Source organism: Bacillus sp. ISL-46 (genome assembly GCF_018613205.1).
This window is the reverse complement of sequence record NZ_JAGGQR010000002.1, coordinates 21,610-43,323: the sequence shown is the minus strand read 5'-3', so window position 1 is coordinate 43,323 and position 21,714 is coordinate 21,610. Positions and strand designations below refer to the sequence as shown.

Here is a 21,714-nt window from a genome sequence, read left to right as displayed (position 1 = left end):
CTCTCCCTCAGTTCTGCTGGTTTAGGATGGAGTCCAGACCATATTTATCAGCATATGTATTATATTGTTCTTGATATTTTTGAACCTTCTTTTCACGCTCTGTCCCACTTAAGTCAGGGTCATTTTTCGCCTGTTCGATTTGTTTGATTAGTCCATACATGATTAATTGAGGATCATCAATATACTTGGCAAGGTCGATCGTTCTGGCAAAATCGCCCCGGCCATTGTAAATCCAATACAACAAATAATTAGGATCACTTTTTATACTAATATTTTTCAAGATGACCTCTTTCTGATCTTCCGAAAGCTTCTCAGTTTTAATGAAAGAATAAGCAAGAACATACTTACTAGTATCTGGTAATTTTTCTGGTGTTTGATCTTCTAAATCATTAATGACGTCCCCATAATCTAAGGATAAAAAATGACGATCTGCTTCGAGGAGATCTTCCTGAAAAGGTGTTTTTACAAAACTCAGATAGACGAGCGGCACGGCCAATATAACGGCAAGAGCAATCATAGTAAAAGTTAATTGTTTAAACAGGCGAAATCGCTTTGCAGGTACATGTACCATGGTTTTTTCCAGCTCTATTTTTTCCTTTATGTACTGTTCTTCCAAAAACTTGATTAAAGCATCAAAATCATCTAGTTCACGCACTTGACGTTCAAATGGAGTATCCTTGGCATTTTTCAATGAACCAGAATAGAGCTCGTCAAAGGTATACTTTTTTGAAAATAAGGCGACGATTAAACATTTATATTGGAGTAATAATTTTTCTTCATTCAGCTCATGTGGAGGAATCAACTCCCGGATACCGCGAAACACGATAGATGGTAAAAGATTATCATCAAAAATTAGATTGTTGGGATGTAAGAAGAAGGTCATGCGCGTGGTTAGGATTTTTTTGAATCGAGCTAGATTGTACAACAGGCGTAGTTTATCTTTCCGGTTTAGCTTTTGTACATCTTCCCATGTGTTAGCCCTTGGGTCGACTTCAAAAGAGAAGGTAAATATATCGTCTCCTTCTTCAACCATTGCGGGTACGAATAAGTCTGAGTCGTTATTGATTAAAGCCAATTGGCGAACATCTTTTACTCGTGTTTGTGATTTCGGCAAGTTCAGCTGCCAGCTATTGTTAAGAATGAGAAACTTGTATGTGATTGACTCCCATTGGATGCTTATTTCATTCATGAGTTCTGACTCCTTCCTGCGAAACAGGCGCCATCTTCAGAAAGATTAGTGCCTGTTTCTATATACTTATAAAACTAGTAAAAGGTCTCCATTGGTTACCGGGTAATCGATAAGCCGATCGTCATCTGCTAATAAGAGATTTTTATTGGAAAGCTTTACTGCAAACAGTGGTGCCATTGTAAGATCCAGATTTAAGGTTTCTGCCAAATTCACCAGCAGTTGATTAATCGGTTGGTGTGCAGGAATTCTTACGTCATACTGCCCTTTGCCCCATCTGCTAAAATCAACGGTCACGTTAACATGTGTTTGACTAGGCATGGTGGCCCCTCCTTTACCCAAGCGTTTTTCTCATCATAGTAAAGATCCCGCCGCAGCCAATCACGACCATCCCTAAGAACGTCGTGATTGTTTTTGTGTTCAAAATACCACCTTGTTGATCCTCAGGCTCGTTCTCGGAGGGAGCTGCAGTATATTGAACTGTATAATTACTCGAAAACAGTACCTTTTCGGTATGTTTCAGGGTAATATCGGGCTTACTCGGCGAAACAAAAAGCCCTTGTTGTAAATCTGACGTGGATTGTTCCATTTCTATTTGTTTTGTTTTGAGGGCAGCCTGCGTTTGTTCCTTAAACAGGTTCGGCGCCAATTTTTCCAATTCCGTTTCTTGATAGTCTTGAGTTTCTAAGTTCTCTCTTTCAACTGCATCTTGGCCAATCCGGTCCGTTTGCAATCGAATTTTCCCGCTATGATCAAGAGTTTCATCCGCCAAAGGCTGGAGTGAAAACATAAAAAGGAATCCTGTAAAAACAGTGATAACACTACAGAGCTTCATTAATTCCTTCATGATTAACCTCCTCGCTTTTAGCCGAACGATTAAAGACAAACAAATGGCCGGCAAGGCTGACAACCGTCAGGGCTGCTAAGCCAAAAATAATCCACTTTGTATCAGCTGCTCCACTTCCAAACTTCATTAATAACGTCTCAATGTATTGCAAAGGTGAGTAGTCTCTTAATGTAGCAGCGGTAGAAAATTGATCAAAGTGACGTCCAAGTGCCTCGGTTAGGAATAAATAGAGGCTCAAAATCACCAAAAGGATAAACATCCCTGCCATTTTCAACTGCCGTAATAAATAAGCTGACACCATCAGCAATGTGACCATAATCAACGTGATTAAACCGATCCATTGCAGGGATTTCCCTTCACTCATTTGCAGTAAATAGGCTGACAGCGGTCCGATCACGATTCCCTCAACCAGACCAATACTCACAGTCATAATTGTGAGCGGTATATTCTTGCCAACAATTGTTTGTTCTCCCGCAAATGTGTCCTCTTGCAGACGTTTTCGCTCATGATTAGAGAGAACATAGGCGGTAAATAAGGCGACAATAAAACAGATCAAGACAACAAAGTAAGGTGTAAAGGTATCACCTGCAGCGATAACCCCAGCATTCTTGGTTTGGACCGGATTTGAAAGAAAGCTTAACAAATCTTCATTTGGCCGCTCACCTATGCGGCTATTGGCTAGCACCCCGGCGAAATTGTCAGCAAAGTTTTGGTCCTCTGCCAATTTAGTTGTTAAATTACTCGAAAGGTTCCCTGCTTGTTGTACTAAAGTCGTTCCACTGGCTTGAATTTCCTTCGCTTGACGATCGATTGCATCGAAGGTTTGATAAACCGAATCAGCGGAAGTTAAATTAGATTTCGACTGGTCCGCTAGGGATTGACTTGCAGCAAGCAGCGAGTTAAATTCATTTCCTATCGATAGAACTGCCTGTTGTTCTTCGTCCCCATTCAGCAAAACTTTTGCTTGTTCAGTTTGTAAATTAAGACTTGCTTCGCGCCATGCTCCCAAATCTTTTAACGTCTCAGAAAGGTTTGTATTTAATAGTTCCGCTTGTGCTGTTGTTTCGTTAATCCGCTCCGACATTTGGGCCGCATTTTGATTGGCATTGTCAACCAGCAGCATATATTCATCTATTTTGCCTTTTACATCTTCTGTCTGTTCCCGTATTTCCTCTGTTATTTGTTCAGCAATATAAGATGCTAACACATCGACAATGTCTTGCTTATTAAATAAATAATATAGTGAATCCCCATCTGCCATATCCGTCAGATTGGTTTGATTCAAATCATTAACTAGGTCCTGACGATTAAATTGATCTATGCCAATGCCAAAGTATAAATTATACAGAGTCAATAACTTATGGAAATCACTGACGGTATCGCTGGAAGCATTGATCAGAACACTTGTCGAATCCCCGGTAAGTGGTGACATCACTTGGTGGGCAATATGATTATTTAAAATTTGTAATCTCTCAATAATGCTTATGTCGTCATTGTCACTTGGTTGAGTCAACTCTTGATTTTCTACCGTCTTTTCGTTCGTCGTATCATTCGGACTTTTGCCCATTTCTTCAACTGTTATGGGCTGATTACTTTCATAGGACGATACGGATTGCTCTGTTTTCTTTTTAATTTCAGCTGAAGTTCCCTCTTCCGTTCCTGGCAGTTCTGGATGATCTACATCGGTTATATCCTTCTGATCGAGTTCCCAACTCCATGTAATCGGCTGGAAAACATCAAGGATGGCATCCATGTTTTTAAGACTCACATCAACTTTTACAGTGAATTGTCCTTCATCAGTTGAAGGCAGTTTAATTTTTTGGTACGGAAGAAACGACTCAGTATAATCCATTTCTTGACTATTTGGTAATGATAATAAAACTCTCTCAATCTCAAATTCTTTTGGAATCGATAGAGTAAATTCCTGCCCATTCTTTTTATTTTTCTGCAGGTTTACGGTATCTGTCAGAGTTACCCCCTTTGTCATCAAATCACTTTTGACTTGTTTTACTTTTTCAGACAAAGGAATCCCATTTGCATCACGATTAGGGGTATAACCAAACTCTTGATTGTATTTATTGGTGACAGCTATGACATTTTTTAGCTGTGTGATGGTTTGATCACTTAGGCCTAGGCCGTCTAAATCATTACTATCAAGTGTTGGCAGCAAATCAATTTGCTTTTGTAATGTATCCCGTGCATTTTTATCTGGAGCAGCAAACATATGACTTAAGGAAATATTTTGCTCTTGACCTGAACTATGTTTTATTTCGTTCTTAAGCTTATCGGCAATTAATTTCTCCATATCTGATGCCAATTTGTCCGACAGCTCTGCATTCATTTGATCCATTTTATCCTTCGTGTCCTTCAGGTACGCTTGAAGGGCGGCTGATTCGGTTAAAATAGTCGCCGACTGATTACCATTCTGGTGGAACTGGTCATTGATAGCCTTATTAGCTGACGTTAAATAATCTAATTGCTGCATGACATCGCCATGATTCATTTCACGATCTAACATATTAAGCTGGCCAGAGAAACCCTTTGTTAATAGACCATTTGCCGCTTTCAGTTTTGTAAAATCCACTAAGCTGGATTGGTAGGTATGGCTTGCGGTTACATCCTCACCCAGGCTAGTTTCAAACCCCTTTAATAGGTCCTGTAAGCCGGTAAAGCTCTCTCTCGATATCTTTGTGTTACTCTCAACAGCTCCAAACTGAGCGGTGTAACCGGATATGGGACGATGGATCGATTGATCATAGAAGTTCGTATATACTTGCTCCTTGTTTACCAATGTTCTGATATTGTCCTGAGCATCATGTAAATTGCCGATCACACTTGCGAAATAGACATCAATTATCTGGCGGTTAAAATCTCCCAGGATAGCGCTCGCCGTTTTCTCGGCTTTTGCTTTTATATTGCTGTTATCTGAAGCATTAATTTTGTAGTTCAATACCACCTGTTCTGGTGATTTCGAATCAATTGATAATGCCTTTTCTGTAAAATCATTCGGAATGACAATCATCATGTTGTAGACATTCCGCGCAAGGCCGCTTTCAGCCACACCACGGCTGACAACATACCAGTCATGTGTATCATCTTTCTCAATATTCTTGATAAATTCAGCACCGAATTCATAGTTCCTATCATTAAAACTTGCACCTTTATCTTCATTAACCAATGCTACGGTCATTTTCTGCTCATCTGTGTTGGCTTTGCTATTTGAAACTTGATTCAATGCCAGATAAGAGATGCCTGAAGATAGCGCAAGGATCAGAACTAGAAATAACAAGACACCCCGCTCAACCCTTTTCATCCACTCAACCCCTGAAATTTTTAGTATGTAATAAAGAAATGATTTCTATTTATATATAAAAATACTTTAATATGTTAGAAGACTTTTGAAATGGCCTGTTGTGGCAAACAAAGAATAAAAGCCACACAACAATTGTCGCGTGGCTTTTGGTTTTTTGGGAACATTGCCCCGAATGACATTCCACTTATCTAATGCTCATCTTTCATTTGACAGGCAAATGAATTAATTAAGCCCAAAATTCTGCGATAATTGCTCATCTTGTTGAGCAACTGCCTCTGCCGTCTTGTTCAATTGTGTGTTAATTTCTTGCATTAATTGAGCAAAATTTTGTACTTTTGGCTTCAACTGGTTAAACTGATCGTCAAATCTTTGGAAGGCACGACCTTCCCATTCACCACGAAGTTCATTTTGTAAATTAGTTAAGTCCCTTAAAATTTGCTCAATTTGTTGTGAACTTTGCCCATAGCGAGTCGCTTTAGCTTTTAACTCCGCTGGGGTCATACGAATTTGTCCAGCCACTTGTTCTCCATCTCCTCTGCCTATAGTTTGCCGTGGAATTAATTAATCACTAATTCCAGACAATAACACTACGTTGGAAGTAAATTCCTATCTATTTATTTAACATAGGATCTTGGAACATTCAAACGTCTCTGGAAATGGGTGGTATTTCGTCTAGTACTTTCCTTCTAATTTACATTGAAACTGGGAATTTTCAGCCGGAGGATAAGGGGAATATGATTCTTTCTTAGTAAGACAAAGGGTTGGTTTTTAGACTATATATAAGGAATTATTAAAAATTGTAGCACTATTTACCTGTTTTTCGAGTTAGAACGGGTTCCTTGCACAGTTCCAAATACACAAACTTTACTTGACAAGACGATGTGATAAGTAGCTATGTTGATACGAAGAAATGAAAAAAGAGGCTTCTCATAATTACCATTACGAGAAGCCTCTTTCAAAGAGTAAAATATTTGTCATTTTTATAAATTTGCATTCAAACTTTTGCAATTTCTATCTCATAACCACTTGGCAATGCTTCAATAGCTCCTATTTTTGTACAAACAAGCGCTCCAACCTTATTTGCAAAAGACACGATGTCATGGAGCTTATCAAAATCATTACTAATAGTTTTGATTTGTTCAGAGTCAGCAAATCTGTATAAGGCTGCTCCGACAAAAGCGTCACCTGCACCTGTAGAATCAATGGATGTAACCTGAATGCTGTTAACAATCTCATTTTTCTTTCCATTAGACAGCAATGTACCTCTTTTACCAAGCGTAACTGCTATTATTTCCGCTCCCATTTCATGAAGGAGACTAACACCTTCTTCATGATTTTTAGTCTCTGTGATAATCTCCAATTCCTCATCACTTACCTTAACAAAATCACTTAAAGCAATTGCTTTTTTGGCAATTTTGACAAACTCATCGACTCTTCCCTTCCATAAATCGCCTCGATAGTTAGGGTCAAACGAAATAAATTGTCCCTCATCTTTAGCATTGGAAATAAGATTTAGGTAAGTGCTGCAAAATGGCTCAGATAACATAGCTGTCGCCGAACCAAAATGGAGAATCTTTGCATTCCTTATTTTATCTTGATCAATATCGTCTAAGGTCAAAAAAGCATCTGCTCCCCTATGGAATACAAAGTCCCGCTCTCCACTTTTCTTTAATGAAACAAAGGCTAAAGTGGTTGGTACTTTCTCATCCATGACAAGCATAGAGGTATCTACGTTTGCAGCGTCTAATGTTTGTTTCAAGAAATCTCCAAATGGATCCTTCCCTACTTTTCCGCTAAACGCTGCGTCCCCGCCTAATTTTGCAATGGCAGCTGCGACATTGGCCGGTGCACCACCAGCACTTTTTAAAAATTGACGTCCCTTTATTAAATCCATGTCAATATCCGTACAAAAGAAATCAATTAATAATTCTCCAACACAGACAACTGAAAGATTTCTAGTTATATTATTTTGCACATCTATCACACTCATTTACTAAATTTAAATTTTTATATAAAGAATAATTAAACTGGTTGTTTTGATCTTTGCTCCAAATCTGACATCATATTTTTATATTTTTTCTCTGTTAACGGATAGAAGCTTATGATTAATACAGCAAGTAAAATAAAAAGTCCTGGGATCAATGCATTCATATTTTTAATAGCATTTAGTGAAGTTACTGTCTGTTCTGCATTAGGTACATAGCCTGCTATCCCTAAATAAATGGCAGAGAACGACCCCGCGAGGGCAACTCCTAATTTATTAGTAAAACTCATGCTGGAAATAACCACGCCATCAGCCCGAACTCCAGTTTTCCATTCAGCATAATCTACACAATCGGCAATCATACCCCAAGCTAGCGTATTTAAAGGAGTGGTAAAAAAGCCCGAAGCAAATAACCAAAATAAAATTAACGTAACTGAAGAATATGGAGTAAAGTGCAGCCCGATGTACGAAATAAGAGATATAGCAGCTGAGATAATCATCACGTTCTTTCTACCCCATTTTTTTGAAAATACAGGGATAAATAAGTTACTGATTAACGCTGCCCCAAAAAATAAAACGGTTCCCCAAAACACTAATTCCTTTTGATGGATATTGTACGTAAAGTAGTACACCATGGTACTAAGTTTAATATTAAATCCAATAGCAAACGCCAAAAATGATGAGGCTAGAATTAACAAAGGCTTGTTCTTAAATAAAACAGATAACGTCATTTTAATTCCATGTTTCTCGCTCTTTTTGGGGACAATTCGCTCCCGTACTGTAAAAAAGCTAAAGAGGTTCAAAACGATACTTACCATCGCATAGACTAGAGCAGTCATCTGAAATCCAAGTTCTTGATTCACCCCTCCAAATGCTGTTGCAAGTGGTGTTGCAAATGAAATGGATAGTAGGATTCCTATATAAACCAATATCATCCGAGTAGTTGTTAATACGGTTCGTTCTTGCACGTCATTAGTTATCCGCGCTGTTAAGCTGTTAACTGGAATCGTTTGCATACTAAAGGACATTCCTAGCAAAATATAGGTAACATACGCATAGATAATGTTTCCAGTCGGGCCAAAGTGAGGGTTGGTAAAACACAGGAAAGTGAATAACGCGAACGGAAGGGAGACCCCTAATAAATATGGTCTTGCTTTCCCCCAGCGTGTGTTGGTCTTATCTAAAATCATCCCCATGATTGGGTCAAAAATAGCATCTAAAATTCGTACGACAAGGAAAAGAGTTGCAATAACCGCAGGGTGAATCCCACCGACATCCGTATAATAGAAAAGGAGATAAGCGTTAACAAATTGGAAAACAATATTATACGACATATCACCAAGTCCGTATCCAAATCGTTCTAACCAGGATAAACCAGTACTAGTATTACTAGAGCGGGAACTATTTTTGCCTTTGGCCTTCAATCCTGCTAATTGTCCTGTTTCTATCATAGATTATACCTCTCCATTCGTTCAGTTTTAGTCATTCGGATAGACTATAATTTTTAAACATTCATTTTTAAAATTAAGGGCTCGTTCCATCGCTTCACGTGTGTCAGCTAACGAATATCGATCCGTCACAAGATGCTTGGTGTCAACTATGCCAGAAGCAAGGAAGTTGATCCCTTTTGGATACGTGTTTGCATAACGAAAGATGCCATAAATATCAATCTCATTGTCCGCGATAAATGGTACATTTAGTGGGATTTCATTCTGGGAAGGCAATCCTACAATGGCAAGTTTTCCACCTCGACGAACGGAAGCCAGTGCGGATTGCAGTGCTGCTGGATTCCCGGCTGTTTCCCAAGCAACGTCAACCCCTCTGCCATTTGTAATGTTTTTGATTTCCTCGAGTGGTTCCTGATCCCGAATGTTGATAACATGAGTTGCCCCCATTTTTTTAGCAGCCTCAAGTCGTAATGACTCCAAATCAGTCACTATTATCGTGCCTGCCCCAAATGCTTTGGCTGCACCGACAGCCATTAACCCCACTGGGCCCATTCCCATAATGGCAATGCTTGATCCAGGTTGAAGTTTCGTTCTCATCGCTGCATGAATTCCAACAGAAAAGGGTTCGATTAGGGCAGCATCTTCAAAGGATAGTGTATCCGGGATTGCGAAGACAAAGTCTTGCCGCATTTTTATATATTGTACAAATGCACCGTCTACTGGTGGCGTTGCCAAAAATTCTACATCCGGACAAAGGTTATAACGACCCTCTTTGCATGCTTCGCATTGTCCGCAGGTTACACCTGGTTCAACCGCAACACGATCACCGACTTTAAATCTATTAACAGACGTTCCAACAGCAGCAATCTCACCTGAGCATTCATGGCCAAGGATAATCGGCTTCTCAACGATGTATTTACCAATCCTGCCATGAGTATAATAGTGTAAATCCGAACCACAAATTCCAACGGCCATTACTTTAATCAAAACTTCATCGTGACCAATTTGCGGGACAGGCAATGATTCAATTGTAATTTCTCTTGTACTGTGCATAATTGCTGCTTTCATGTGTGTAGGTAGTGTGTTTTTCATTATAAAATTCCTTTCTTTTTGTAAGTGCATACATTTTATTTCCCTCTGTTATATTTTGATTTTACTTGCTGCCCCAATGATCTAGTAGCTTTTTACACTGTATAAAAGTACAGCGGCACTGTACTTTTTAATTTTTCATATACAAAAAGAGATGGATTGGTAAAATAACATAATAGGAGGTGTGAGGCATTATGGCTGAACTTGAGGACCAGAAAGATTTTGCGGAACTGTTATCATCTGGTGTTAAGTCTTTAAAACTCCATCCTGACTTTAAGATCAGAAGGAAAAAAAATGAAGTTAATACATCCGGACAATCTTACTTAGACAAAGTCGCTTACCAGCTTGGGGTCTCTTCTAACACCATTAAAAGCTGGATAGGGCAAATGGGCCCCAAATATATTCCCGGTCGAATTGACGACGGCAAATTATTTGGAATTATCTGGATTGTAATCCAAAAGAGTGACAGGAATATACAGTGGTTTACAAAACTACTTGAGACTACTTCCATACCTGTAATTAAACCTGCATTACCTATCTGGGTCGTTTCATGTCTAAAAAAAGCTAAAATCTTACGAAATAACGGGGCATTCGGTGCACCGCTTGATGAAGACATTGAAAATGTAATTAATCGATTGTTTCCTGATAAGCAAATAAGCAATACTATTACACCTAAAGAACAGCCAATGACGCATAACTTGCCAACTCGCTGGTCAGGGGGCTTCATCGGTAGGAGCTTTGACTTAGAAGCTATTCGTCAGTGGGTGCTTTCTCCTTCACCAGTATGTACAATTACTGGTTGGGCTGGCATGGGAAAAACGACCATCGCGCTTGAAGTAGCCTATGCCTGTGTTGGGGGAAATCTCCATGGGGATTCTGTTAATGTCGACGAAAATTGGCCAACATTTAGATCCATAATCTGGGTAAGTGCTGATTGGAAAGGGTTAACCTTTAGTGATTTCCTAAATACAATTGCCTATCAACTAGGACGCGTAGAACAAATAGATAAATCAATTAATGAAAAACGTTTTGTTGTCCGTAATGCATTGGCGAATTATTCTCGGCAAGAACCGGTATTGCTGATTGTAGACAGTATTGATACTGCCGAAAGTGATATTCACGATTTCATTACCAATCTCCCACAAGGTGTTAAAGTAATCCTAACCTCTCGTGAGAATTTGTATCAAAAATATCGGGAAGCCTTTCGGGAAATGGTTACCATTCAGCTGAAGGGTCTTGAAAAAACTGAAGCTTTTGATTTTTTTACTTATGAAGTACGCCGTCAATTACAAACTTGTAACTCTCCAGATAAGCGAGAGAAGATAGAACAGTTATTGAATATATCTCTTGAAATCCAGCACCAGTTGTTTTTAGCGACTGCTGGTAACCCTAAAGCTATTGCACTCAGCATAGCCTATATTTCAGACGATGACATTCCTGCTCAACAACTTATTCAGGAATTAGGGAAAGCCGGCTACACATTGTTGGAAATGTTTGATTTCCTCTTTGGGCGCACATGGAAACGCTGTGATGAAGATACCCGGCGTCTATGGCAGGTGCTATGTTTTTTCAGCAAACCTCCTGATGAAGAGAGCTGGGCTGCAGCCGCTGGATTAGATGTTCGAAATTATTATTATGCTGTTGAACAGATGCGGACCTTTGCCCTGATCCAACCAGAGCGGATAGAAGGGAAATTATATTATCTTGGGCATCAAACCGTAGTGGCTTATGGCGAGCAGCACTTGTTAGAGAATCATGACTTTGAAAAGGAAGCACGCAGTCGATGGAGCCGATATTATATTCAGTACTTAGAAACCCATTTAAAACGGGAGCAGCTAAATTCTGTTTATTGGAGTTACCTGCTTGGTCGTGATTTGGATAAAATCAAGAAAGAATGGCCGAACATACTTAAAGTTATAAAGTGGGCAAGCCAAGTTCCAGAAAAGGAGCTGCTAATTGATCTAGTAACACGCATAAGTCACTTTTTAAGTCGGATTAACTTGCCGCTACGAATCGAGTACGGACTGAAAGCCGCTGATTATGCCAACCAATTGGATAAAAAAACGCATGAAGCTTTTCTTCGAATTGATACAGTAGGCTGGGCATTAATAGAAGTCAATGAATTGGATGAAGCCCTTCAACAAATTGAAGCCGGGCTTCAGATACTAGAGCATTTAGATTCTAATAATGCGGATGTTTTTGATTTAAAGGTTTGGGGACTTGCCTTAAAATCCAGACTGTTCTTAAAATCAAGCGATAATGAAAAGGCAGAAGCAATTTTAAGAGAAGTCATAGATATATCCGCGACCCCTATTATCCAACATAGAGTTTTATTAGTTCGCGGAGACTTAAGCTTGTTGCGAAAAAATTATGAAGAGGCAATCAATTTATACGAAGCCGCTAATCAAATCAGCACAATGTATGGCGGTGAAAAGACGATTGAAGCATATTTTAATTTAGGTTTAGCTTATGTTAATTGCTACGAATTTGAAAAGGCAGAAGCAGCGTTTGATAATATTCTCTATCACAAAAATAAGGCTAATCAGATTGAGCTAATATATTATCATTATGGGATGGCCCAAATGTTTTCTAAGAAAGGCGATAATGAAAAAGCACTGCAATCAAATCAAATCGCTATTACCCTTATTGATTCGTGGGAACCAACCATCAGTATTCGAAAAGAAGTAGAACAATTTAATGATGTAATTGAAAGTAATTTACATATTTAGCCGTGTTTTAATAAAGGCCAAAGGCTTGGCAGTAAATTTCAACAATAAAAACCACTCCTAAATTTTATTAGGAAGTGGTTTTTTATAGAAGAAAATAGTGGCATTTTGTCGCTTTATACTCAGAATTTGTAGATATTTCCCGGGAATTTGTTGAAATTTGGAGGAATGTCCGTATCGCGTACCGATATAAGCGCATTAATGTCGGATTGAAGAACGATACACCAACAACCCTATTAAAAACTCATATTTAATTCGTTATATCGCCGGGCGATACGATACAGGTAAGCAAAAAAAAGCCTAAAACAGGCACCTTATTTTCGGAATATGGAGAAAAGCCTCTCCCATTTTTCTTTAGGTTTTTGTATCGCTTCTTCTAAACGTTTATTAAAATCATTTTGTGAACGCCATTCTTTTTCCAGTTCGTCCCGCATATTTTGTATTTCTTTTTGTAAAAATTCACTTTTTTGTATTTCTTGCTGCAGCAAAGTTTCGTAATGGTTATTTTGTTGTTCCGTTAATTTTTCAATTTTCGCATGAGTTTTTTGCGCTGAATTAGCAATACCGGAACTTATAACATGGTGATCTTGCTGGAGTCGGGAAACCGTTAGTTTAAGCTGAGACATATCGTTTGTCAGTTGGACATTCATTTCACGCGTGGCGGCAAGTTCATTGACCAAAACCTTTAAAATCTCTTTTAATTGATTAGGGTCTTGGGGTAAATTTTCATATGTATCGGGTACCGCAATTTCCGTTTCATTGAAATCTACTAATCTTTCCTTTTGTTGATACGCAAGGTCTTTAGCTGTATCGTCTAGGGGCTTATCCGTATCGCGTAGCGCTATAAGCGCTCCGATATCAGATTGAACAAAGATACGCCGATCGCCATCTTTTAAAAACTCATATCCATTCCGTTCTAAGATTTGGCCATACTTTCGAACAGTTGGTGTTGCAATCCCAACTTCTTCTGCCACTTCCTTGGATGAGAAAGCTCGTTCATTCGATTGTATATCACGTCGCATATCGGACCTCCTTTTCTATTAAATATGAAGGTTTATTGGTTCATTTGCAAGATATATCGCCCAGCGATACGAAACAAAAATAAGAACAGATCAGCCCTTTTTTGATGCTATCTCGAAAACATCAAATTAAAAGCGCTCCAAATGAACGCTTCTTTCTACTCAACATCGAAATTCTCCTGTATAAATTCCATTTCCTCTTCAGGTGAGGCTATGCCATTAGCCTTTCCAACCGTGCCACCCTGCAGCGACCAAATGGCATTGTGGTTAATAACCACATTATCAAAATTGCCTTTATCCCAAGATCTTAATATATTTAAATATAAATCAGCATTTCCATACTTTTTCTTATTTGCTTCCACCACTTGTAGTAATCTTTTAACCCGTTCAGGCGTTAATGGCAACGCACCCCATTTTTTGTTCGCTAATACCTTTTGATGTGACATATTATGTATGGCTTGCTGAACAGAGTTTTCACTCATGCTAAACGGAAATTCACGATCAACCTTATTATTTTGTTCATTTACTTGGACCACTTTTTCGCCACTAGGTGCAGTTCCTACCCTAACAGTGACATTTTCCTTATCAAGATATAAATAACCCCCAATTAATACAACCACGAGTACTACTGGGATCCATATTTTTTTATGTATTTTTTTCATAGTTTCTCCTGCTCCTCTAATGTGAAGGTCTGGAACACCGCTCCGTCCCTCCAAGATAGGCTTTAACTATAATAATTCAACATTTTCCCTTTACTTTCCTTTAATACCTTTTAAAAAGTCTCAATTACCGAATTTTTAACAACAAAAAACCATTCCCTAAATTTATTTAGGGAATGGTTTTGCAAGTGATTAGAAATTTGAGATTTTTAAGAATTGTACTATGATAAAATTAATTCCATTATTTGAGTAGGCAAGAGTATGGGACAGTGACCCTTACTCTTACACAATTAAGAATTACCTAAGGAGTGGTAGAAATGGCACGTGTTTTATTTATTAATGCCGGATCAGAAGGACATATCAATCCAACTATTGGAGTTGTACAAGAGCTTATTTCGCGCGGCGAAGGGGTAGTGTACTTTACGATAGAAGCTTTTCGAGAGCGAATTGAGAAGACGGGAGCAATTGTACGAACATTGGACGGTCAAAAATTTATAACAGCCTTTATCTCGGGTGGAAGAAATTATTTACTTGAAAGAATTAACGGTCTTTTACTTACGGCAGATATTGTCATACCTAGCGTGCTTGAACAGATTGAAGGAGAACATTTTGATTACATCATCCATGATTCCATGTTTGGTTGTGGACGTATACTTGCCCAAATTCTTAAACTTCCGGCAATCAATTCTTGTACTTCCTTTGCGCAGACAAAGGAATCATTCGATCAAATGTTGGAACAGCTTTCTAAAAACATTCCTACAGAAGTGGGTAAAGAAATAAACGATGAATATCAAATCCTGACGGCAAAGGTGAAGGAAAAATATGATGTCGAGATCCATTCTCCTTACGAGGTTTTTTGTAATCCTGCCCCACTTACAATCGTTTACACTACAAGGGAGTTTCAACCTTTTGGTGAAGCATTTGACCAAACTTACAAATTTATAGGTCCATCCATCTCATCACGATTAATTCAAGAAAACTTTGACCTTACAGCAATCAAGGAAAAAAGACCAATTTATATTTCACTAGGTACTGTCTTTAACCAAGCCATTGATTTTTATAAGCTTTGTTTCGAAGCATTTGGAAATAGCAATCACACGGTTGTCATGTCGATCGGGAAACAAACCCCACTAATCGATTTAGGAGAGATTCCCCAAAACTTCATTGTAAAAAAATATGTTCCACAAACAGAAGTGTTAAAATACACTAAATTATTTATTACACATGGTGGAATGAATAGTACCCATGAAGGTCTCTATTACGGGGTTCCGCTCATTGTAATCCCACAAAGCGCGGATCAACCGATCATTGCCGGGCAAGTTGCCAATATCGGAGCCGGTATTAAATTACAAATGGAAGGATTGACTGCAAATCAACTACGTGAAGCCGCAGAACATGTGTTAAAAAGCCCATCTATCCATAAAGCTGTTTCAAATATAAGGGAATCCTTTCAAAAATCGGGTGGATATCACCAAGCTGTTGATGAGATAATCGAATTTAAAAGTCAATATGATATCTAAATATATGAATTTCTCTGCTGCCATTATTGGTGGCTTTTTTTAGTGGTTACAGCAATTCCTTTTTTAATCATCCGGATATTTCACAAGATGTGGAAGATGAATTGGAATTCTTTAATAGTTACGTGAAGGGTGAAGGTAGGTTTCAAGCAACTGGAACGTACTAGAAACGATAATTATAGACATATCCAGAGCTTACTAATAAAAAGACTACCTCCTAGTTTTTAGGAAGTAGTCTTAACTTTAGAAAATGATGATATGGACTTAAGTTTTAATAAGAAAACAATACATTCTTTTCTATAAGTGTTTTTTCAAGTCTTTTCAGCTTTTTAATCGATTCTTCTGATGTCCGTTTACCAATTTCAATTACCAATGCATCTAACAATGCAATAATAGGTATTACTGAAAATTGTTCTTCACTAACTTCTACTTTCAACGTTACAGACGCATATGAAATAATTGGGCATGAGATATGGTCTGTTATCAATATAATGCTATGGCCTAGTTCATAAGCCAGCTTAACGGCTTCGATAATTCGATTAGTGTATGGTTCAAATGCAAAAACCACTAAAATTTCATCCTTTTCAAATTGCAAAATCCTATCATAAATCACTTCCGTATCATGGCCTAGTTGCCTTATCCTAGGATAGAATTCTCCAAGCAATAGTTCAAAATATAATGCAGTTGCTTTGTACGGTCGAGTACCCAAAACATTAATATAACTTGATTTTACAATGAAATCAATTGCATTTTCAAAATTTTCCATTAAATTAGAGTCTAAGGATTTGTTTAATAAATTAACTGATTCTTTCCAAACTTGTACTAAAGTTGAAACGCTCCCTCCTTCTTTTTGAATATCTGTAATAGAATTCTTTAATGTCCATCTTGATTCGGAAGGAAACGATTCATCGTAGATATCTTTTCGTAAGTCATTAAAATTTTCATACCCTAAGGTATTTACTGTACGCATAACAGTTGAAATTCCAACTTTGGCATTACTAGCAAGCTCTTTAATTGTTATCAAACCTATTGACTGATGATTTTTTAGAATATAATCGCATAACTGTCTTTGTTTTTTTGGTAAAGAATCTTTAATATCAACTATTTTATTAATTGTCGTTCTTGGATTATCTAAACTCATTTATATCCCTCTTTTTACCTTCAATTTATAAATTATCCGTCAACATTGATCCACCTTGAGTCCATTATATCTCATATTCGAGAAAATGGCCCAATTCAAAAAGGACGCCTACTGAATGGCGCCCGTTCGTATTATAAGGTTTTGTTATATCACCATGTTCAAAATTGTGACGACGAAAATTTTAGAATTGAAACAGGATTATTGATCGAATTAAGGTATCTTCTAAACTCCTGGACTGAAAGGTTGACTGTTGCTGTGTTTACATTAGGATGAAAGTTAATTGTGTCTTTATCAAGTAAATCACTGTCTAATACAACCTGTACATGGTTAGTCGTATCATTTAACAATCCGAAAGCGCCGACTGCTCCAGGATAAACTTTTAAATATTTATTCAGTCTTTCCGGAGAACCAAAACTTAACGGAGTGCTATTAATAAGCTTAGATAAACTTTTTAAATCTACATCCTTATCTTCTGATACAATCATTAAAAAATGTTTATCCCCTTTTCGATTTCTTAAAAATAAATTTTTAGTATGTCCTCCGGGAATAGTGATATCCAAATTACGTATTTCTTCAACTGTAAAAACAGGAACATGCTCATACCTTTTAAAGGAAATTTTTAGTTGTTCTAAAACATCATATACACTTTTTTCCTGCTCTAGTAGTATCATGTTGTGCTTTCCTCCTCTCAAGTGACACATTTTAAAAATTGTATATCAACAGCTTTTCTTAGCCTTAGACCTTCCACCTGCGACAAGAATTGCTGAATACAAAACCAAAGCGATTCCTAACACCTGCCATCCCCGTAGATGTTCTCCAAGAAAAAGTACTCCAGTTACTACTGCAATGATGGGTTCTATCGTTGCTAAAATGGAAGCCTTACTTGCTTCTAAATGTTTAAGTCCTGATGTGTACAAAACAAAAGCTGCAACCGTTGCTACTAACGCTAACAACACCGCTGACATCCAAACATCTACATATTGAAATTGATCAATCTTTTTTATTATGTCACTTGTCAATAACATGAAAATACTCGTATAAAGAAATGTGTACGTTGTAATTGTCAATGCAGAATACCGTTTGGTTACAGGTTTACTGAAAATACTGTACAACGCATAACAAAATCCAGATAGAATCCCCATTAACAAGGTTTTCATATGTATACCTTCTTGGCCAAGTGGCAGTAGACCTACAACAAATGCACAACCTATAATAGCAAGAGCAAGTGACCAGCCTTTACGAATGGTCAAGGGCTCTTTAAAAAAGAGCCGAGACAGGATGGTTACAAACAGTGGACCTGTATATAATAGTGTTACTGCAAGGGATAAACTCGATTGAGAAAAAACTTCAAAATAAAAAAAATTAAATAAGGCGATACTAAAAATTCCCGCACTTGCGAAAAAAATATGATCTTTTAATCTGGTACGTAACTGATCACGATAAAATGCTGTCATAAGTAGAATTAAGATAACAAAGGTAAGAATACCCCGAATGGCAACTACGTCCCAAGCCGTGAAGCCGCGAGCATACAATGGGGCAATAAATAAACCAATAAGTCCCCAACATACCGCACCAGCAATTGTAATGATGTAAACTCTTAAACTCGACAGTTTTTCCATTTTATGCACCTCTTATTTCCATAGAAGGAATGACTCCGATTAATCACTTTGCCACTAACCGGGTCAAACCCTCCCCAGAAACTCAATGGTTTCTGCTGTTCCACAAACTTTCACTCTTTCTATTTAACCGCTTTTCCTATTAAGATGCTTTCTGGCCGCCGAGTAGTGCCTTTGTTTATGGAGCTAGATTCCGATAAACTCATATTCTTTGTTTCCGGGGCCATGATAAGCGAGACTAAAAATCCAATGAAAAACAATGCCCCACAAATATACAACGTAGCTGCCAAACCAAAATTAGCCAAAATGGCTGGGAAGAAAAACGTACCAATGGCAGAGGCGATTCTGGTTACCCCTGTGATAAAGCCCATTGCCGTCCCCCGAATATGGGTTGGGAAAAGTTCATTCGGATAGATCCAATCATGGGCTCCCATCGCAGTATTAAACGTTCCATATATAATAAAGAGAACTACGATAAAAATAAACGACATATTCAATCCAGAGGTTGCTCCCAGTACGAATAAAGCGATGGAAGATACTAAAAATGGAAAAATAAGTGTAGGTCTCCGTCCATATTTTTCAACTAAATAAAGGGCAGGAAGCAAGCCAGCAAGATAGACAATATTAATGACCGCCGCCCCCAGATATTCCCTCGTTCCATTAGCAAAACCAAATTGTTTAAGGATCTCAGGGATATAGGTTCCTATTCCAAAGGTGGGGATAACTTGAAGCGACCAGAAAACAGACACGAAAAATACCCATTTTCCATAACCATTTCGAAATATATCGAGAAAGCTGGTTTTCACCTTTGTCTCTGGTTCGTTCGACATGATGACATGATCCCCGAATATTTTCTGAATAATAGCGTTTGCTTCTTTTTCCCTTCCTTTGCTAGCCAGCCAATGAGGGGATTCTGGCATATTTAAACGTGCTAAAAGCATGAGGAGTACTGGGATCGCAGTGCTTGCAAGCATCCATCTCCAGCTCGTATCACCTATGGACAGTAAAAAGTAACCGACCAAATAGGAAATGGCGTAACCGACATACCAGAATCCATTAAGCCCTCCAAGTAAGGCACCGCGTTTTTTTTTCGGAGAAAATTCCGCCATCAAGGCCCCTGCAATGGGATAATCTGCACCTACAGCAATACCCAAAATAAATCGTAAAATAACCAATTGCATGGGATCATTGATAAAAAACTGAAGGATTGACACAATAAGCATGATAAGCATGTCGATGAGAAACATCGTCTTCCGGCCAATAAGGTCTGTAAGATAGCCTCCAATTATTCCCCCAACAAACATACCCCCAAGAGTTGCCATTCCAAGCAGACCAATCATGGTTAAAGACATATCGAAATAAGACTGCATGACAGAAAGTGCTACCGCAATAATTCCGATAATATACCCATCGATGAATGTACTCCCACTGGCGTAACCAAACATTTTATAATGGAATCCACTTAACGGCAGTTCTTCCATTGTGCGGACTTTATTCATAAATTCCCTCCTGTTATGGCAATGATTTTTTATTTTAAGATCAGTTCATTCAAGTGAAATATCACAGATGATTTCTCAAATCACACGGTCCTCGTCTTTAAGATATTGTAACTTTTCAATCTCTAAAGTCTAACTGATATCCGAAGTAAACGTTTGCATTTTACGTAGCAATTGAGAGAATTAGTATAATTTCAATATGAGATTATCTAATTCACTCAACAAGATTATTATTATTAATTAAAAACCACAGCCCTTAATTTCTTCTCTTTTTGAGATTCAATAAGCCCGAATTCTAGTAAACTATTAATATTTTGTGCTGCAGTGAATCCTGTCTGAATAGCTGTTTCAGTATAATAGGAGCCTAAATAATCACCTGCTAGGAACAATCGACCCGCAGATTTTGTTAAAATTGGTTGTAGTTCTGCACGACCTGGGAAAATATAAGCTGATCCGAATGGAAATTTCATTACGTGAGCCTCCACTACATGATCACTAAAACCAGGAAATATTTCATTTAGATCTTTCAATTTCAATTGAATAATTTCCTCATCAGATTTATCCATTAGACGACGCCCGCTTTCCCCCGGTGAAAAGGTCATAAAACTACTGCCTGGCTGTCTCTCAGTTTCCGTTGAACGGACTAGATTCGATTGATGAAGAATAATGTCAAATGACCTTTTAGGCGTAGCAAAAGAATACACATCATCCCAAACTTGAGGTCCTGTTTCATTTGTTAAAAATGCTGCACTAACATGTGGACCATATTTAACCTTACCAAGAGCGTCTGCGATTTCTGGGTCAATGTTTCTCGCTATTTTTTTTGTAATGGTGGCAGGAGTCGCGAGTACTGCATAACGTGCCTCCACCACATGCTTCACGCCATTTTGAATATAGTGTACGACAACACGGTCTTCTTTCTGAAGAACTTCTGAAACGTTTGCATTTAGTTGAACCCGTTCACCTAATGTTGTTGCAATCGTGTTCGTAAGCGTTGATGGTCCCCCAACAATATTTCTTCCTAACCCATCATCTTTGTTCCATACAGTGTGGAAATATCCTACACCTGATCCTGCAGTCATAGTCTCAGGACTGCCGGTCGAACGGCTAACAGTAGGTCTAAAAATCGCATCGGCATCTGGCGGTAATTTACCAGTAAATTCGGCAAAAGTTCGATCACCCATAAATTCTAAAATTCGTTGTTGTCGAACTCTATAGTCCTCTCCCGGACGTTTTTTTGCTACTTTGCCATACTTGATAACAGCTGCACGCACTTTAGCACCTGCACGTATCATAGCAAATCTAGCTTTCCATGACATAGGGGCCCTAAATGGATACAGTTCAACTGGACCATCTTTAAGCAACTTCCCATTCAAAGACATGGCAGCTAAAATTCCAGGTACAGGTGCTGCAGTTATTCCTACAGATGTAAATAATTCATCTGTAGCCGAACCAGGTCCAGCATATAGATGTCCGCCCCAATTTAACCAATAATCTCCTCGGCGTTCAGATCGTACACGCCCGCCAATACGATCATCGGATTCTAAAAGTAAAATATCATGGTGTTGAAGGCGCCAGGCAGCAGACAAACCAGCAAGTCCACCGCCTATTATAACTACATCTTTCATTGGATTTCCTCCTATCCCGTGTGTATTTATCATTTTCCAAATTCA

17 protein-coding genes are annotated in these 21,714 nt (G+C 38.3%); 2 read left to right on the top strand and 15 right to left on the bottom strand.

From position 1 onward, the window contains the following. Positions 1-7 precede the first annotated feature (7 nt). The 8 genes from essB to J7E67_RS01155 all read right to left on the bottom strand — a co-directional run bounded on the left by essB (position 8) and on the right by J7E67_RS01155 (position 9,870). Entirely contained in the window at positions 8-1,189 is a 1,182-nt protein-coding gene (gene essB / locus J7E67_RS01190) for a type VII secretion protein EssB (RefSeq protein ID WP_214715685.1), read from the bottom strand. A gap of 66 nt (positions 1,190-1,255) precedes the next feature. Then, the gene (locus tag J7E67_RS01185) at positions 1,256-1,507 is read right to left on the bottom strand and encodes an EsaB/YukD family protein (RefSeq protein ID WP_088085120.1); all 252 of its coding nucleotides are present in this window, start codon (positions 1,505-1,507) and stop codon (positions 1,256-1,258) included. Between the two features lie 13 nt (positions 1,508-1,520). Next, positions 1,521-2,033 (bottom strand): type VII secretion protein EssA, encoded by a 513-nt coding sequence (gene essA, locus J7E67_RS01180; protein ID WP_214715684.1) that lies wholly within the window; start codon positions 2,031-2,033, stop codon positions 1,521-1,523. Continuing rightward, positions 2,008-5,346: a type VII secretion protein EsaA gene (gene esaA, locus J7E67_RS01175; protein WP_214730724.1), complete on the bottom strand. Its 3,339-nt coding sequence runs from the start codon at positions 5,344-5,346 to the stop codon at positions 2,008-2,010. Before esaA ends, essA begins: the two co-directional genes overlap by 26 nt. Before the next feature lie 222 nt (positions 5,347-5,568). After that, a complete protein-coding gene (locus J7E67_RS01170) occupies positions 5,569-5,865 on the bottom strand; it encodes a WXG100 family type VII secretion target (RefSeq protein ID WP_214715681.1) in 297 nt (98 codons plus the stop codon). Between the two features lie 475 nt (positions 5,866-6,340). After that, positions 6,341-7,309, bottom strand: a complete 969-nt coding sequence (locus J7E67_RS01165) for a carbohydrate kinase family protein (protein WP_308160648.1) — start codon at positions 7,307-7,309, stop codon at positions 6,341-6,343. A gap of 59 nt (positions 7,310-7,368) precedes the next feature. Further along, on the bottom strand, positions 7,369-8,781 hold the full coding sequence (locus J7E67_RS01160; RefSeq protein ID WP_214715679.1) for an MFS transporter: 1,413 nt from the start codon (positions 8,779-8,781) through the stop codon (positions 7,369-7,371). A 27-nt stretch (positions 8,782-8,808) separates the two neighbouring features. After that, positions 8,809-9,870, bottom strand: coding sequence for an NAD(P)-dependent alcohol dehydrogenase (locus tag J7E67_RS01155; RefSeq protein ID WP_214715678.1), 1,062 nt, complete (start codon positions 9,868-9,870; stop codon positions 8,809-8,811). Positions 9,871-10,061: 191 nt separating this feature from the next. Here J7E67_RS01155 and J7E67_RS01150 point away from each other — a divergent pair, with 191 nt between their 5' ends. Next, a complete protein-coding gene (locus tag J7E67_RS01150) occupies positions 10,062-12,596 on the top strand; it encodes a tetratricopeptide repeat protein (RefSeq protein WP_214715677.1) in 2,535 nt (844 codons plus the stop codon). A gap of 311 nt (positions 12,597-12,907) precedes the next feature. Here the strand turns inward: J7E67_RS01150 and J7E67_RS01145 are convergent, their stop codons facing one another. Beyond that, positions 12,908-13,615 carry an SH3 domain-containing protein gene (locus J7E67_RS01145; protein ID WP_214715676.1) on the bottom strand — a complete coding sequence of 236 codons (708 nt, stop codon included), beginning with the start codon at positions 13,613-13,615 and terminating at the stop codon, positions 12,908-12,910. 155 nt (positions 13,616-13,770) lie between these two features. Next, positions 13,771-14,274, bottom strand: coding sequence for a DUF6241 domain-containing protein (locus tag J7E67_RS01140; protein ID WP_214715674.1), 504 nt, complete (start codon positions 14,272-14,274; stop codon positions 13,771-13,773). Positions 14,275-14,588: 314 nt separating this feature from the next. On the opposite strand from J7E67_RS01140, the gene J7E67_RS01135 reads away from it, so the two are divergent. Beyond that, positions 14,589-15,791: a macrolide family glycosyltransferase gene (locus tag J7E67_RS01135; RefSeq protein ID WP_214715672.1), complete on the top strand. Its 1,203-nt coding sequence runs from the start codon at positions 14,589-14,591 to the stop codon at positions 15,789-15,791. 268 nt (positions 15,792-16,059) lie between these two features. Here J7E67_RS01135 and J7E67_RS01130 read toward each other — a convergent pair whose 3' ends face one another. The 5 genes from J7E67_RS01130 to J7E67_RS01105 form a co-directional block, all read right to left on the bottom strand. Continuing rightward, entirely contained in the window at positions 16,060-16,929 is an 870-nt protein-coding gene (locus J7E67_RS01130) for a MurR/RpiR family transcriptional regulator (RefSeq protein WP_214715669.1), read from the bottom strand. Positions 16,930-17,087: 158 nt separating this feature from the next. Next, positions 17,088-17,600 (bottom strand): prolyl-tRNA synthetase associated domain-containing protein, encoded by a 513-nt coding sequence (locus J7E67_RS01125; protein WP_214715667.1) that lies wholly within the window; start codon positions 17,598-17,600, stop codon positions 17,088-17,090. A 45-nt stretch (positions 17,601-17,645) separates the two neighbouring features. After that, complete coding sequence (locus J7E67_RS01120; protein ID WP_214715665.1) at positions 17,646-18,548, bottom strand: DMT family transporter; 903 nt, start codon at positions 18,546-18,548, stop codon at positions 17,646-17,648. Between the two features lie 119 nt (positions 18,549-18,667). Beyond that, a complete protein-coding gene (locus tag J7E67_RS01110; RefSeq protein ID WP_214715662.1) occupies positions 18,668-20,044 on the bottom strand; it encodes an MFS transporter in 1,377 nt (458 codons plus the stop codon). Positions 20,045-20,277: 233 nt separating this feature from the next. Further along, the gene (locus J7E67_RS01105) at positions 20,278-21,669 is read right to left on the bottom strand and encodes a protoporphyrinogen/coproporphyrinogen oxidase (RefSeq protein WP_214715661.1); all 1,392 of its coding nucleotides are present in this window, start codon (positions 21,667-21,669) and stop codon (positions 20,278-20,280) included. Between the last annotated feature and the right edge of the window lie 45 nt (positions 21,670-21,714).

Coding starts and splice junctions, on each gene's coding strand:
- J7E67_RS01160 (WP_214715679.1), bottom strand. CDS start 8,781: ATGATAGAAACAGGACAATTAGCAGGATTGAAGGCCAAAGGCAAAAAT.
- essA (WP_214715684.1), bottom strand. CDS start 2,033: ATGAAGGAATTAATGAAGCTCTGTAGTGTTATCACTGTTTTTACAGGA.
- J7E67_RS01145 (WP_214715676.1), bottom strand. CDS start 13,615: ATGCGACGTGATATACAATCGAATGAACGAGCTTTCTCATCCAAGGAA.
- J7E67_RS01155 (WP_214715678.1), bottom strand. CDS start 9,870: ATGAAAAACACACTACCTACACACATGAAAGCAGCAATTATGCACAGT.
- J7E67_RS01185 (WP_088085120.1), bottom strand. CDS start 1,507: ATGCCTAGTCAAACACATGTTAACGTGACCGTTGATTTTAGCAGATGG.
- J7E67_RS01110 (WP_214715662.1), bottom strand. CDS start 20,044: ATGAATAAAGTCCGCACAATGGAAGAACTGCCGTTAAGTGGATTCCAT.
- J7E67_RS01140 (WP_214715674.1), bottom strand. CDS start 14,274: ATGAAAAAAATACATAAAAAAATATGGATCCCAGTAGTACTCGTGGTT.
- J7E67_RS01135 (WP_214715672.1), top strand. CDS start 14,589: ATGGCACGTGTTTTATTTATTAATGCCGGATCAGAAGGACATATCAAT.
- J7E67_RS01130 (WP_214715669.1), bottom strand. CDS start 16,929: ATGAGTTTAGATAATCCAAGAACGACAATTAATAAAATAGTTGATATT.
- J7E67_RS01150 (WP_214715677.1), top strand. CDS start 10,062: ATGGCTGAACTTGAGGACCAGAAAGATTTTGCGGAACTGTTATCATCT.
- J7E67_RS01120 (WP_214715665.1), bottom strand. CDS start 18,548: ATGGAAAAACTGTCGAGTTTAAGAGTTTACATCATTACAATTGCTGGT.
- J7E67_RS01105 (WP_214715661.1), bottom strand. CDS start 21,669: ATGAAAGATGTAGTTATAATAGGCGGTGGACTTGCTGGTTTGTCTGCT.
- J7E67_RS01125 (WP_214715667.1), bottom strand. CDS start 17,600: ATGATACTACTAGAGCAGGAAAAAAGTGTATATGATGTTTTAGAACAA.
- essB (WP_214715685.1), bottom strand. CDS start 1,189: ATGAATGAAATAAGCATCCAATGGGAGTCAATCACATACAAGTTTCTC.
- esaA (WP_214730724.1), bottom strand. CDS start 5,346: ATGAAAAGGGTTGAGCGGGGTGTCTTGTTATTTCTAGTTCTGATCCTT.